Below are 14,478 nucleotides of genomic sequence, written 5' to 3' on the forward strand. Positions count from 1 at the left end.
AGGAATTCCTCCGATTACCTGTGGCACGTAGAACAATCGTTAGGAGCATTGTTCTCTCGATGGCAGTCTACACAAAATCCCATATTAAGAGATTTCGATTGGCCAACAACTTCCGCTTCCGCGATGTTCCCATGACACTGAGAACAATCTACGCCTCGGTTGATATGCCTAGAGTGGTTGAAGTAAACAAAGTCTGGAGTATCATGTACTTTCACCCATGATACAGGACGTTTGTTATTGTATTGTTCAGTGAGCCATTTAACATGCTCTTGCTTTGCTGCAACCCCGCCTAAGCCATGGCAATTCATACAAGTTGAGGATGGAGGGACAGTCGCATGAGCCGAGTTGTCCACGCCGGTATGACAATACCGACAGTCTATCCCATTATCTCCTGCATGGATCTTATGGTTAAAGGGGATGGGTTGATCCGGTGTATAGCCTACATACCTTGAAGGTGATAGTATAAGGTATGCGACTGCCGCTACTACTAGTAGAGGCACGGATAATTTTAGGATTTTTTGATTCATTCGTTGAAATTCCTGTCCCAATTTCTCTTTCTACAGACAAGGAAAGTCGCTAGGCGAAAAAATGCAAGTATGTAAGAGATTTTGGAACTAAAAACTCAAAGTTGAGAACTATTCTCAACTAGACATTCGTACATTATAATTTACTAATAGTCACTTTTCGACTAAGTGAAATCTGATTGCATGTCAAAACTCGGCTCAGACTCTGGAAGTATGGGACTTGTTCTCTATATTGAAGCAAAATGAAAGCAATAATTGGAACTGGAATCTCTGCTTGCGCCCATGCTAGCCTTAACCTCGAAGCTGATTTCTATGATAAAGCTAGATTTCCCGGCGGGAGGATGAGTTCAAAGCCATTCGAAGGGAAATTTTTTGCAGATATTGGTGCAACCTACTTTAAAAATTCAGTTGAAATACAAAAAGATGGCAGAATTTACAAAAGATCCTTGGTTGATTGGTTAAAATCAAAAGGAATACAGGCAAAAACTTATAGCCTAGATGGGAATTCCTCCATGTCATTTTGTGAAACAGGAATGCAATCTATCGCAGAACGTTTACTCTCGAACAAGACCGTCCACTTTCGAAAAGAATTGAAAAAAATTTATAAAACCGAAAATGACAAAACATCCAAATTTCAACTTGAATTCACTGACGGTTCGCAAGGATTTTATGATGAAGTTGTGATTACTGCACCCCTTCCTCAAGCAATTGAATTGCTTCCGGAAGGGGAAATTCAAAATATTTGGAAAGAATTCACGTCTCCCTACAACCATTATCGAAAAACTCTAGTCGCTTGCGGATACTGGAAAAACCTAAATTCTAAAACATACTTAGAATTACTAAACTTGGAAAATAAAAGTTTTCTACGAAAAGGAAACGATGCAGAATATATTTCGATTGAATCTTCGAAACTAATAAATATTGACAACGTGTCTCAACAAAATCGTGAATTTTCTATTCGTAATCAAAAAGCTTCTCCATTCGATTCAGAACAAATCAAAGATTCTGGAATTGTGATCATGATACAATTCTCGGAGAAATTTTCAGAATCTTATTTCGGGAGATGGAAATCTTCTTCAGGCGAACCTACTGATACTTGCTATGAACAATTCAACCTTCAAATAAATAAATTTTTTACTGGCTTACCTAGTCCTGATAGAGTACGATCGCATCAATGGAAATACGCCCAAGCTGAAAATTCGATGTTAGGTAAAACCGGTATTCTTAATTTGGAACATAAAAACTTCAAGGACTATCAAGCCATTGTCAAGAATTCTGGAATTGCATTAACTGGAGATTGGATATATGGACCAAGAATCGAAAGAATTTTTATGGGCGAAATAGAAAGGATAAGTATATGAGAGAAAATCAGAAAACTTTTGGCCCAATTCCTAAATGGGAAAATCTAGAAAAAATCATTGGGTTTAAGAATGTTATCAATGTATATGTTCCCTATTTAGCTGCAGGAATTCAAGTTGAGGAAATCTCCGAGGATTTCTCATGCATAAAAGTTAAATTGGATATAAATTTTTTCAATGAAAATTATGTAGGTGTCCATTTTGGAGGTTCTCTCTATGCCATGTGTGACCCATTTTATATGTTTATTTTGATGAGAAAACTTGGCAAAGATTATATGGTCTGGGACAAAGCAGCTAAGATAGATTTTGTGAAACCGGGCACAGGAACAGTACGTGCGGTATTTACAATATCTCAAGAAGAATTAGAAGAAATAAAACAAACTGTTGCTTCTAAAAAAAAGATGAATTGTCTATTCACGACAACAGTCACCAACGAAAAAAATGAAATTGTCGCAAAAGTTGAGAAAACTTTATATGTTAGAAAATTGAAATAGTTACCTCATTATTTCATCAACCATTTTAATAGAGCTCGACTTCCATGAATCTTCTGTGTGACAGCAAGTCCGCCCATCATAGCACCAGCTATTCCTGGAGATCCACCTGCATCTGCGCCTGTTAAGTAAAGACCTGCTATGGGAGTTACACAATCAAACCATGGCGACTTTTCTTTGTCGTATCTTTCTGGCACACAAGCAAGTCCATAAATTGCGCCATCTGGATGAGAAGTAAAATGTTCGTTGGTTAGCGGTGTTGATACTTCAATATAATCAATGATATCTTTGAAACCAGGATATCGTGTGTCGATAGATGAGATCACCGTTTCGGCAATTTTTTTCTTCATCTCTTCATACTCTTCGCCACGTTTCTTCCAAGGTTGGTCTTTCCATTTCTCAAATAACGAATAGTCAGTAAATGATATGATATCTGCCGTATGATTTTTGGCATCTGGATCCTTAAGGCTCGGAAATGATACATACATATTTTTAATTTCACTAAAATCTTTTAACCAATCATTGCGCTTTTGAAAATTTTCTTCATGATCATTTGATGCAAATATCCAATAGTTTTCTCCTTTGAATCCGAATTTTGCAGGACTCTCAGATAAACCTAGATAGATGCAAATACTTGTTGCCATTTTTTCTTTTTTGTAAAAATCTTTCAATGGATCTCGAAAGGAAATTTCTACAGAATCCGGAATTAACTTTGTATAAGTTGGATAAGCTCCAGCACATGATACGATGACTGGAGCATAAAAATTCCGCTCTTGCTTCTGTCCTCGAAGGAACCTAGTTTTTACGCCAATCGCTTTGCTATCTTCAATAATAATTTCTAAAACTTCTGTTGTTGTGACAACTGCTCCACCCTTCTCCGCAAGAATTGGTTCAATAGAATCAAAAATTTTCCCTCCGCCACCGACAGGATAGTATCCTCCATTGAAATAATGCACAACCAATGCAGCGTGAGTTGCAAACAAACATTTGGAAGGCGGAAGTCCGTAGTCGCCCCATTGAGATGCCAATATCGCTTTGATATCATCATTTTTGAAATGATAGTCCAAATAATCTTTTAGTGTGATGATGCTTGGATCTTGCATTTGTTTTGTAAATGCGCTGAGATCGGGAGTGCTCGACTTCATCATCATCGACTTACCGAACAATGCTGAAGCTTTGTGGACATCGGAAAAATATCTGATAATGGATTCCTCTTCTTCCGGAAATTGTGCAATCAAATCCGATTTGAATTTTTCTTCGTTTCCATAAAGTTCAAAAGTTCTGTTGGGATATACGAATTTCTCGAAGGGCTCTGACATCTTCTGCCATTGCACATTATTTCTTGTGATCTTATCCATAAGCAATCGACAAAAACCTGAATCATGCATGTCTCCTACATAGTGAATACCGACGTCCCAATGGTATTTATTTTGCTTTCTTGCAAAAGAATGTGTGTATCCGCCCGCTTGAAAATGCTTTTCGATAATTAATATTTTTTTGTCTTCGAACTGTGCAAGTAAACTCGCTGAGGTAAGGCTTCCAATTCCGGAACCAATAAAGATTATATCATAATTTTCACTTAAATTTTCTTTTGACATTGACGTTAATTCCTTATCCAATATGTTATCACTGAACACATTATCTGAATACAAAATATATTTAATGTAATATATGTCAACATGATTAAAAATAAAAAACCCTACCACCACGGTGATCTCAAGAAAGCCCTCATTGATGCTTCGATGGAAATTTTAAAAAATGAAGGATACCAAGCTCTTTCCCTAAGAAAAGTATCTAAGCATGCTGCTGTCTCACAATCTGCACCCTATCGTCATTTCGCTGATCTTGAATCTTTGATCGCAGAGATCGCACTTGAAGGATTTAAATTATTGACTATGCAGTTGCTCAAAATTAAAAAACGAATGGCTAAGCATCCATTGCTTCAATATAGAGAAACAGGGTTGCAATACGTGGAATTTGCAGTGCAAAATCCTGACCTTTTCCAGATTATGTACGGTAACCAAATTCCCGATCATTCGAAATTCGAAAACTTAGTTGCTGCAGAATCTGAAACATTTCAGGTTCTCGTAGATATCATCTCAGATTGCAAAAATGCTGGAGTTCTAAAAACTAAGAATATCCGTACTGCTGCAATGGCATCGTGGACGATGGTTCATGGAATCGCTGTATTGCTTTCAGGTAGACAAGTTATGTTTCGAAATCTCAAATCAAAAGAAATCAAATCGATTACAAAGGATCTTCTTGAAACTTTATACACCGGGATGAAGGTTTCTTAAATGAAAATTGGTGTGCTTTCTGAGATTATATTAAAACAATAAATGTAATTATTTCCAATTCAAGTGATGGCAAGTAGATCAATCTCTATTAAAAATTCAGGATTAGAGAGCCTTGTCACTTCAATAAGTGTGCTTGGTGGGTATTCTCCTTTTTTAAAATATTCTCTAGTATTTTTAGAAGTTTGAATTTGAATAAAATCATCCATATTGCGAACATAAATTCTACGAAAGACCACATCTGACCAACTCGCCTTCACTTTAGTTAAGCATAGCTGCAAATCTTCCATTACTTTGTAATACTGTTCTAATAAATTTCCAGGAGCGATGCAATTGTAGTTTTCATCTGCTGGGGTCATGCCTGCAATAAAATGAAAATTCTTGGGATTGGAAACCGAGAAAATTCTCGAATAAGCTGGATGGTTGTGAAGTTCGTTTGGATTTATAATTTGTTTTTCCATTATTTTTTCCTATCTATTTTTATTTTTTAATATTGTACATAATTGAAATGGAAAAAAAAATCAAGATTGAACCCAGAATTTTTTCGAATCCAAAACTTTCATCTAATAATAGAAATCCTAATATAGTTGCCGTTAAAGGAGATAGGAATCCAAGCATAGTAATCATTTGAACAGAAGCTTTCTTAACACCATAAAACCAAACCAAATATGCAAAACCAGTTCCAATTATGGAAAGCCAAATATAGCCAGCTATTCCATGCCAGGTAATTTCGGTTGGGAAATCTTCTATAATAAATGCGACTGGAAGCAAAATCAATCCTCCGATGCTTAGCTGCCAAGAAGTTAACGTTAATTGGTCTTCATCTTGAAACCATTTTTTGGTAAACAGTGTGCCGAGCCCCATTGAGACAGCACATAACAAAGCTGCGATATATCCCCCTAGCTCAAACATGAGCTCTTCCCTCGAAAGCAAAGCAAAGACTCCGAGAAAACCTATAATACCGCTTAAGATTGATATAAATTTTATTTTCGTTTTTAGTATAGGAATCGAAAGAAAAAGTACAAATATCGGCTGGGTAGCTGTTAATATTGCAGCTACACCGCCTTGCAATCTATATGCGGAATAGAACAAAAGATATTGAAACAAAGAAATATTTAGAAAACTCACCACAATTATTTTCCAAACTGAGGTTGATTTGGGCAATCTTCTTGACAAGGCGAGAAATAGAATACCCATAGGTAAGCATCGAATTACAGAACTAAAAATGGGAACGCCTTCCGGAAGATAGACACTTGTTACCAAATAAGTAGTTCCCCAAGCGATAGGAGCCAAAGCTACCAGAAACAAAATCCCAACATAACTTGATTGGTTCATTTATTTACCTGACTTCTCATCCATCGATGTTAAGAAATGTTTATTTGTTTTAGATTTTCTGAATAACATAATATACCTTAGAACTCACTGAAAATTCTGGATGCCTTGACCAACTTTTCATTGATTCCATTCTCTCTTAGAGCATACCAGAATAAAACAGTATTAATACCCAATATTGGGATACCTAATCTAGGTTCCATTTTTTCAGAAACATTCAATAGACTCATATTAGTTCCGCATTGAACAATAGCGTCTATTCTGTTTTCTTTTTTTGCAAGTATCTCCTGAATTACAATCTCTTTAGCCTCATCAGGAATATGAGCAATATGCAAGGCATTAGCGCAGGAAAATCCAAAATCAACCACAACTTCAAAACCTAAATCTTCAAACATTCTTCTAGCATTTGCATTACCTTCCGAGTCGAATGGAGTTAGAATACCGATCCTTTTCGCTCGGAATTTTTTCAATGCTAGCTGAATAGAATTATGCCAAGTTCCGATTCCAATTGGAAACTTTTTCTCCAATTCAGTCACTGGTCTTTTCACATATTCGAGTCCGAATAAAATATGTTCTAAACTCATCCCCATAATTAAATATTCGGGTTGAGCTAATATTGATTTATCAACAGCATCCGCTAGACCTTTAAGAAAATTCTCTTTATAAATTCGAAGATCTTCAGAATTCTTTAGTTGCGGTTTCGGTGTAAAAACATTTGATATGTGAATTCCAATTCCTTTTAATTTACCTATATTACTATGAATAATTTTCCAAAGTTCGGATTCCATGCTGGTATTGGTTGCAGGGATCAACAACCCAAACTTTTTACGATAACTGAGAACATCCGGATAGCCAATTTTAGAGTCGAATGGATAATTAATTCGAACATTTTGTCCATTTGAATTAAAACCTTTAGTTGAAATGTCTGGCATAGGCGGAGCATTTGGGTTAGGAACAAAAAATTTCCGTTTAGATAGTTTCCCAATCTGAAATTCCCCGGGCGGATATTTCATTTCAGCATGCGGTTGTAGGCCGCTAGGCTCTTGATTATCATTTGGATTCAATTCCTGTTTTATGGGTTCCGATTTAAGATTTATCGTTCTAAGTGCAATTGCTGCAGCACTGATTCCTAATCCTTTTTTAATTACCTCTGAACGTTTAATTTTCTTATTTGAATCCCTTCCTCTATTGATTTTCAAGATATCACCTCATCACTGTATAACATTTATTACATATTGTTTAATACTATACTTTCTATCAATCTTTTTAGTTTAATATTAAACATTTTTTTACTTCCATTTTTGCCATTCGAAAAGGTATTTTTTTTGTTTTTATTCTTTATAGATTGATCCAGACGTAAAATTCTACATTATGCCAACTAAATTCGATGGATCCGAGAATGAAGTCATTGCACTAAATGCCTATATAAATTTACTCAGGGCTGGAAGTTCTATCGCTCACGAATTTGACCTCAAGCTCCAAGCTGATGAAGGAATGACTATGTCGGAACTTGGAATTTTGGATTCATTGCTCCATTTTGGTTCTTTGCAACCTAAAGATATTTGTGCAAAAATTTTAAGAACAAAAGGAAATGTTACATTTCACCTCAAATCACTTGAGGCTAAAAAATGGATCATCAAAAAATACTCAGATAACGATTCAAGATCTTACTGGGTCTCTCTCACTAAAGAAGGAGAAAAAAAATCAAAAAAGCCTTAAAGAGTCATGTGCAGCGAGTCGTTTCTCGCCTCTCACTTCTATCAAAGGACGAACAGAAAACGCTAAGAGATCTATGCCGTAGAGTGGGTAAAAATCAAATCTAGCATATAACAATGCATTTATGAAAAAATAATTAGAATGGCTTCTTCAAAGAAAAGGCAATCACATCTACCATTTCCGATTTACCACGAACTGAAATTGGATCTAGATTTAAAACATCAAGTGTATGCAGTTTACTTATATCAATGTCTAAACTATTTAATGAAGCAACAACTGTTCTTCCCACTGATTTTGTAAGAGTTTCCAATCTTGATGCTGTATTGACAGGATCACCAATAACAGTGAGTTCTTTTCGTTCGGCAGCTCCAACATTTCCTCGGATCACATCTCCGCAAGCCATACCAAGTCCTATTTCAAATCTTGGCATTCCACTGGCTTCTACAAGACGATTCGTTTCTTGCATTCCTTCAAGAATCTGTGTTACCGCGTTGAATGCATACAACTTATGGTTGTTAGAGCAAAGCTGTGCATCAAACACAGCCATCATTGCATCACCAATAAATTTATCAACAAACCCTTGATTATCAGAAATTGCGGATACCAGTTTTGAGAAATGTATATTCAAAAGGTTCACTACTTTTTCAGGAGGAAATTTCTCAGTGATCGCTGTGAATGACCTTATATCAGAAAAAAGGATAACAGCTTCGATTTTCTCTCCTTCCGTATTGATCTTGCCGCCAAGAATTAAATCACGTACGACGGGAGAAACATAATGACCAAATAGAGTTTTTATAACAGACTTTTCCTCAAGCTCTTTGCCAACCCGATTCATGATCACCTGAAGTTTTCCCAATTGATCGTCACTATTTACGTTCATATTAATCGCATAATCTTCATTAGCAATTTGTTTTGCAGCTTTCGATAACTCATTGATCGGCTTAATGATCGTGGCGGCGGTTAGAAGCAAAAAAGGAAAGCCGAATGTCCAGTAAGCGAGACTGATTCCAATTGTTGTATAGAAAAGCCTTTCAATAAGTCCGGGATCATTTGATCCATATTTTAAAGCAAGAAATACGGTTCCCGATATGGAAATAGCGGGCAATAACGCATTCACAAGAAACAAATCAAAGAATCTCTGTATGAGTGATGGTTTAAAAAATATTTTTCTCGTTACGCGCATATCACCATTATCAAACCAATACGGGACATAGAGAAATCGAATCAGTATATCTACGGAATAATAACATATAACAGCAGCAAGCACTGTAGATATCAAACTTATCGTGATCGCAGGTATCAGTGGATAGCCTTCTGTGTCGAAAGAAACGAGCAAAGCCAATTGAGATGCCCAAAGTATGTAAATCGCTGGAACCAATACTAGCGGATAATTGTATATTCGATTTTTCGCAATTTGCAAAGATGCAATCGAAATCTCTGTAGATTGGTTATTTATTCGCTTGTCATAATACAATTTCTGTAGCCGAATAACTGGAATTAAGTAAACAATACAAAATACTAAGAATAAAAAATCGAGAATCAGAATCACAAAACCATTGGTTGGAACGGATTCTCTACCCAGCAAGTAGCTTGCTATTAAGGTATTGACTCCCCAAAAGATTACAATTCCAATTATCTCAACGATAATGCTTGGAAAAATAACTAGAACCCAGCCAGTTTGTTTTAGAAATAAATTCTTGATTCTAGATAATATCATAGATTCCTTATTTCTTCCTTACTCGCTTCCTGTTGTCAACTTGGAATCCTACCCACCATCTAGAATCATTTTTCTTTTTTTTTGCAAGAGAAGATTATCCAACTTTAGGTAAAAATGGCGCGGAAGACGATATGGTATTGCTTAAAAAAAAGAATTTCAATATCGATTGTCATCCTTCGGGAACTTTGTGCACTTTGTGGTAGCCTTTTTTCTTAACCACAAAGAGCGCAAAGGTTACGCAGAGGAAAATGAGGAATAATTTTATTTATTTCAGTATGGTGGCTTCGCACTTTCATCTATCTCGCGAAAATTTCAATTCGGAAAGTTATGCTGGACAAGTCGCGATGATTTAGCTGCCTTCAGTTCAGCACCACACAACAAATAGCGCAAACGATTTGGTGGTGGTCCGGAGGTAAGCACTCCGCTTGAGGGAAGAAATCCTCTCCGCTCACTTCAATTCTAAATCACCTATCCATGATTCTACGTTCTCGTCGGGATTTTGCGGATTTGTCCATCGAATCCTAACATCGCTTCTATCGAAATCCTTGGGAAACAAGAAATACAATTCCAGGACACCCAAGCTTTGATCTGATTCAGTTTTTAATACAATGCTATTCGCAAGACCAAAATTCGCATGTCTTCTCAAAAATTTACCATTAGCTAATAATTGAACTGAATAACCAGGAACAGTTTCTAGAGATTTTATACTTTGACCATTTGAGATAATAGAAAAATCTTTTGAATATATCGAATAAGATCTTTCTGATTTATTTAGAAAACGAATTTCTGTTGTGCAGAAGTTGTATTTTTTATTGTCAAAAATCGCAGTTGATCGAACACCCACTCCATATTCGATAGAATAATTGTCTTTGCAGGAAATATAGTCTATACTAAAAAGAAAAGGATTTGAAATATTACCTTGTTCAATGGGTTCAAAATCAGTAAATGAATATTTTTTCTCCAAAATCATCGCATGAGATTTCTGAATCAGTTCAGCTAGACTAGCGTAAATTTGTTGCTCTGCGTTATTGTCTACAGCATCGTGATCAACAAGCTTTCCTTGCTTATCGACTATGGTCAAACTTTCCGTAGTTATCAGCTCATGACGAATCCCATCAGAATCATAGAAATAGGATTTCATTTGTAAATTGTAATCGAAGACTCTTGGAAACAACGAGAAAGTAAGTATATGAAAGACTTCCGACCCAAGTCCTGATTTGTATTTCAAATTTGTATGAATTTCCAAGATATTTTTCTTAGTGTTGCTAAGGTAATCTTGTGTATCATCAAAGCTGCCATCTACATAGGTTGGAATCCATTCAATATTTTGGTTGGGCATCCAATCGGACATTTGTAAATTCAATTGAGAATTGGAAATCATTTCTGCTATTTCTAGCAGTAAGTAATGAGGAAGTTTTTCCTTTTGTACCTTTTGAAGAATTACAACTCCGAGTTTGGGTGTGTTTGCAAGAGTTGAATGTTCTTGGTAAGGTGTTGTCGTTGAGGGTTTCCCAATTTGGCAACTAACTAGATTAACAGTAAAGAAGCCAATATATAAAAAGTATAGAATTCTTGTATTCATTCTAATAATTTCAAAAAATTATTAGCCTTGAGATTTCTCAACGACCTCAATTTCAACTTCAAAATCCTTTCTTAGTCTTTATCAACCCCAAACGCCTGACATATTTCCCCCAGAATCCATAACAATCTTCTAGAGAGATGCTTCCACGAACATCCAATTGATTCTTTCGCACAAATTCACAAGCTTCTTCGTAGGTGAATGTTTGAGTTCGTGATGCGTAATCAATTTGGAGAATTGATTCACCGTCAAAATAAATGGACTCAAGCATATTTGTATCCAAAAAAATATTTATAAGACGTAATTTCTTATCATAATTAAATACCTTATAGTAATCAGGATATGTCCCATCTCTAGAAAAGTCTAAAATATAAACACCCCCGTTAAATTGTGCCTTTTCATCAAAAGTATAGTCAACTCTATCCTCAAGTCTATTCGAACATTGTATACTCAGGATAACTGCTATGATCATCGAAAAATTCCTCATTGATCTAGAAAAATTCCATTTACAGATCGTATTGACTCTTTCAATTGTTAATCTCAACTTACGAGTGCCTCCTTGTTTTTATCAACCCTAATCGACTTATATTTACTTTATTAAAATCAATTCGCTCTTCTAAATCGAAAGAGAAATTCTATAAAACTAGAATACAGAACAAGAGTAACATCCGTTTTATAATCGATCTTCTAAAAACCTCTCTTAGTCTCAATCAACCCTAAGCGCCTAGCATATTTTCCCCAGAATCCATAACAATCTTCAAGAGTAATGCTCTCACGCATGTCAAATTGATTCTCACGAACAATCTCGCAGGCTTCTTCATAGGAAATTGGAGGATCACCCCGTTCTGAACGATACTTTACAATAATTTCGGAATTTGTTTCAATCTTATAAAACTCTTGTAAATTAGATGAAAAAAAGATTGAGAAATTTCGAAGTCTCCTATCTTTGTCATAGAGCTTAAATTTACTTGGGTATACTGTCATTGGGTCATTATAGATAAAATCTTCCCCGTCAAATTTCGCTCTTTGATCAAATGAGAAATCAATCTTATCTTCAAATCTATTAGAACAGTGTAAGAGAAAAAAAGCAAAATTGTTGCTATCTGTACTAAATTTATTCTCATCTTCCGTGCCCCTGCTCAAGATGTTGAAAGAATTGATCTCGACCACGTACCGATGTGATTACATGAGACTGTCCGCCAATTTCAATCTGATAGGAAAATGTATGAGGAGTATTGTCTCGTCCTATTCTTTCATGTCTTGAAGTGAGATACTGGTTTAAATCAATCTTGTTCCCAAGTCTTCATTTTCTCTTCATCATATCCATATTTGGATGGCGGAGGTGCCGACGGATCTTTACGGTATTCCCTGTAGGCTCGGCGAAAGCTTTCATTCAGAACTTGTGATTTAGCAGGACCAGTCCAATGAAAAGCAGGAAAATACTCTCCTTCTTGTGGAACAGTAACATAAAAAACTATATCATTTCGAGATCTTATTATCACTTGATTTGTTGAACCGTCATAGGGATGGTATTCTGAATTATCGAAAACGATATTGTCAAAAAAGAATTTACAATCTGTATATTCTTTTGTGAATTCAATACAGTGGACTTTCTTGAGTTCACCGGCTAAGCGAGTTTCTCCGCGAATATTCAGATACCCTTGTTCATCTTTCTCTCCTTCAAATCCAAGACTAAATACATTTTGTGATGATTGGGTCACTTCCTTATCATTCTGAGATTGTGGGTCAAATGCCGAGAGAGCAAAAGCTTTTCGATCTCGAAATATTGACCAAGTCTTTAATTTATCAATACTAAGCTGCGGAAATTCTTCATAGTTGAGGTAATAGAGCACATCTTCATTAGTTTCGAAGAAATTCTTTTTAATCTGTTTAACAATTTCTTTTGGATCTTTTTTTTCTTCAACCATAGGAATGGGGTTGGAATTGCTTACAGGTTCCTGTTGCTCTTTATCGCTATCTTTGCAATAAAGAACTGTTAATACTGCTAGAAATATTAATATAGCTTTTTTCATAATTATTGACCTGACCCCACTAATCCTTGCAATTTATTCAAATCATCTTGTGAGGGTGTTATGGATCGCCATTCATCGCGAGCGGGATTATATTTATAAATCTCCACGTGAGTGTGATAACCTCTATTTGAACCTCCCGAAGTTCTACCTGAATTGCCCGATAGGCTGATTGCTTGTCCTGGCTTGACAGTATCCCCTTCCTTCACCAATATCGTACTGTTATGTGATATAGAGTAGGCATAGTCGCTATTTTGGATTTGAATTACTACCTGATTCCCATGTCCAGGTTTAAATGGCGTTTTTTCATCATTTGTCTTGATACTTACCACTTTGCCCTCCGTTGGAAAGCCTATTGGTGTTCCTAATGGTGATCCTACATCCACTCCACTATGCCATGAAAGCGGTTTCCCTGTTATTGGGTCGTTTCTCCATCCCATGGGACTAGTAACACTAGCATTTGGATCTCCTGGTGTTAACAGGGGAACTCCATAGATATTATCGGTTCGAACAAATCCCTCACCAGGAACCAAATTAGGGTTCTGAGTTGGCAGTTCCTTTTCGGTCAATTTAATTGTATTCGATTCAACCCTAGCCCCCATGTTATTGATTCCAAGTCTATGGATATGATTTGCAGCCGCAGCAACAGTGAATTCATCCGAAGAGTGCATCACCTTGTAAACGGCATCCCAATCTGTATCTCTGAAATTAGACGTATTTACACCACGTAAAATACTTTCCTGAGCTTTACTGAGAAAAATGTTTTTTTCCAATTGACTACGACTTAAGATTTTTATGCGTAAAAGTTAATTTCAATTTAATATTCTTTTCTCGTCTTTATCAATCCTAAGCGTCTTGCATACTTTCCCCAAAATCCATAACAATCCTCTTAAGTAATGCTTTCTCGCATATCATATTGGTGTTCGCGAACAATTTCACAAGCTTCTTCATAGGAAATTGGTGGATCACCTCGCTCAGTACGATACTTTACATATATAATTTTATCGTTTTCAATTTCTATAGATTCTATCAATTTCGGTGAATAAAATATTTTTAAAAGAATTAGATTCTTTTTTTTATCAAAAATTTTGGCTATGTCAGGATAAATATCTTGATTAGAGAAAGCTAAAACAGAAATTCTTCCATCATACTTTGCCTTCTCATCAAAAGAAAAATCCAACTTATCCTCTGGTTTCGTTGAGCACTGGAGTATAACAGCTAGAATAAAAACTAAAATAAAGAATTTTTTAATCATTTTCCAAACCCCTCTCAAAGTTGTTGAAGAATCTATCCCGATCCCCTACCGAAGTAAATACATGCGTATGTCCACCAATATCAACCTGATAAGAAAATGTATGAGGAGTGTTGTCTCTTCCTATTCTTTCTTGTCTTGAAGTTAGATACTGGTTTAAATCCTGCCTCATAAAGAGTGCGAGG

17 protein-coding genes are annotated in these 14,478 nt (G+C 35.9%); 4 read left to right on the plus strand and 13 right to left on the minus strand.

The window, feature by feature from the left end; translation table 11 throughout:
• Positions 1–14: 14 nt before the first annotated feature.
• Positions 15–527, minus strand: a complete 513-nt coding sequence (locus O4O04_RS14255; RefSeq protein ID WP_272532439.1) for a cytochrome c3 family protein — start codon at positions 525–527, stop codon at positions 15–17.
• A gap of 239 nt (positions 528–766) precedes the next feature.
• On the opposite strand from O4O04_RS14255, the gene O4O04_RS14260 reads away from it, so the two are divergent.
• The gene (locus O4O04_RS14260) at positions 767–1,885 is read left to right on the plus strand and encodes an FAD-dependent oxidoreductase (protein WP_272532440.1); all 1,119 of its coding nucleotides are present in this window, start codon (positions 767–769) and stop codon (positions 1,883–1,885) included.
• The gene (locus tag O4O04_RS14265; protein WP_272532441.1) at positions 1,882–2,376 is read left to right on the plus strand and encodes a DUF4442 domain-containing protein; all 495 of its coding nucleotides are present in this window, start codon (positions 1,882–1,884) and stop codon (positions 2,374–2,376) included. Before O4O04_RS14260 ends, O4O04_RS14265 begins: the two co-directional genes overlap by 4 nt.
• A gap of 8 nt (positions 2,377–2,384) precedes the next feature.
• On the opposite strand, the gene O4O04_RS14270 is transcribed toward O4O04_RS14265, so the two are convergent.
• Positions 2,385–3,971 (minus strand): phytoene desaturase family protein, encoded by a 1,587-nt coding sequence (locus O4O04_RS14270; RefSeq protein ID WP_272532442.1) that lies wholly within the window; start codon positions 3,969–3,971, stop codon positions 2,385–2,387.
• A gap of 81 nt (positions 3,972–4,052) precedes the next feature.
• Here O4O04_RS14270 and O4O04_RS14275 point away from each other — a divergent pair, with 81 nt between their 5' ends.
• Complete coding sequence (locus tag O4O04_RS14275; protein ID WP_272532443.1) at positions 4,053–4,670, plus strand: TetR/AcrR family transcriptional regulator; 618 nt, start codon at positions 4,053–4,055, stop codon at positions 4,668–4,670.
• A gap of 59 nt (positions 4,671–4,729) precedes the next feature.
• Here O4O04_RS14275 and O4O04_RS14280 read toward each other — a convergent pair whose 3' ends face one another.
• From O4O04_RS14280 to O4O04_RS14290, 3 genes are all read right to left on the minus strand, one after another.
• Positions 4,730–5,128: a Rid family hydrolase gene (locus O4O04_RS14280; protein ID WP_272532444.1), complete on the minus strand. Its 399-nt coding sequence runs from the start codon at positions 5,126–5,128 to the stop codon at positions 4,730–4,732.
• Positions 5,129–5,147: 19 nt separating this feature from the next.
• Positions 5,148–6,002 carry a DMT family transporter gene (locus tag O4O04_RS14285; RefSeq protein WP_272532445.1) on the minus strand — a complete coding sequence of 285 codons (855 nt, stop codon included), beginning with the start codon at positions 6,000–6,002 and terminating at the stop codon, positions 5,148–5,150.
• A gap of 77 nt (positions 6,003–6,079) precedes the next feature.
• Positions 6,080–7,198: a maleate cis-trans isomerase family protein gene (locus tag O4O04_RS14290; protein ID WP_272532446.1), complete on the minus strand. Its 1,119-nt coding sequence runs from the start codon at positions 7,196–7,198 to the stop codon at positions 6,080–6,082.
• A gap of 172 nt (positions 7,199–7,370) precedes the next feature.
• Between O4O04_RS14290 and O4O04_RS14295 the strand changes: the two genes are divergently transcribed.
• Positions 7,371–7,718: a MarR family winged helix-turn-helix transcriptional regulator gene (locus tag O4O04_RS14295; protein WP_272532447.1), complete on the plus strand. Its 348-nt coding sequence runs from the start codon at positions 7,371–7,373 to the stop codon at positions 7,716–7,718.
• Positions 7,719–7,851: 133 nt separating this feature from the next.
• Here O4O04_RS14295 and O4O04_RS14300 read toward each other — a convergent pair whose 3' ends face one another.
• The 8 genes from O4O04_RS14300 to O4O04_RS14335 form a co-directional block, all read right to left on the minus strand.
• The gene (locus O4O04_RS14300) at positions 7,852–9,432 is read right to left on the minus strand and encodes an adenylate/guanylate cyclase domain-containing protein (protein ID WP_272532448.1); all 1,581 of its coding nucleotides are present in this window, start codon (positions 9,430–9,432) and stop codon (positions 7,852–7,854) included.
• Between the two features lie 448 nt (positions 9,433–9,880).
• Positions 9,881–11,014: a hypothetical protein gene (locus tag O4O04_RS14305; protein ID WP_272532449.1), complete on the minus strand. Its 1,134-nt coding sequence runs from the start codon at positions 11,012–11,014 to the stop codon at positions 9,881–9,883.
• Positions 11,015–11,072: 58 nt separating this feature from the next.
• Positions 11,073–11,483, minus strand: coding sequence for a hypothetical protein (locus O4O04_RS14310; protein ID WP_272532450.1), 411 nt, complete (start codon positions 11,481–11,483; stop codon positions 11,073–11,075).
• Positions 11,484–11,698: 215 nt separating this feature from the next.
• Complete coding sequence (locus tag O4O04_RS14315) at positions 11,699–12,154, minus strand: hypothetical protein (RefSeq protein ID WP_272532451.1); 456 nt, start codon at positions 12,152–12,154, stop codon at positions 11,699–11,701.
• 140 nt (positions 12,155–12,294) lie between these two features.
• Positions 12,295–13,044 carry a hypothetical protein gene (locus tag O4O04_RS14320; RefSeq protein ID WP_272532452.1) on the minus strand — a complete coding sequence of 250 codons (750 nt, stop codon included), beginning with the start codon at positions 13,042–13,044 and terminating at the stop codon, positions 12,295–12,297.
• A 2-nt stretch (positions 13,045–13,046) separates the two neighbouring features.
• Positions 13,047–13,814, minus strand: coding sequence for a M23 family metallopeptidase (locus O4O04_RS14325; protein ID WP_272532453.1), 768 nt, complete (start codon positions 13,812–13,814; stop codon positions 13,047–13,049).
• Positions 13,815–13,930: 116 nt separating this feature from the next.
• Complete coding sequence (locus O4O04_RS14330) at positions 13,931–14,296, minus strand: hypothetical protein (RefSeq protein ID WP_272532454.1); 366 nt, start codon at positions 14,294–14,296, stop codon at positions 13,931–13,933.
• Entirely contained in the window at positions 14,289–14,465 is a 177-nt protein-coding gene (locus O4O04_RS14335; RefSeq protein WP_272532455.1) for a hypothetical protein, read from the minus strand. Before O4O04_RS14335 ends, O4O04_RS14330 begins: the two co-directional genes overlap by 8 nt.
• Positions 14,466–14,478: the final 13 nt, after the last annotated feature.

Origin of the sequence: Leptospira sp. GIMC2001 (assembly GCF_028462125.1) — a bacterium.
Lineage (GTDB): Bacteria > Spirochaetota > Leptospiria > Leptospirales > Leptospiraceae.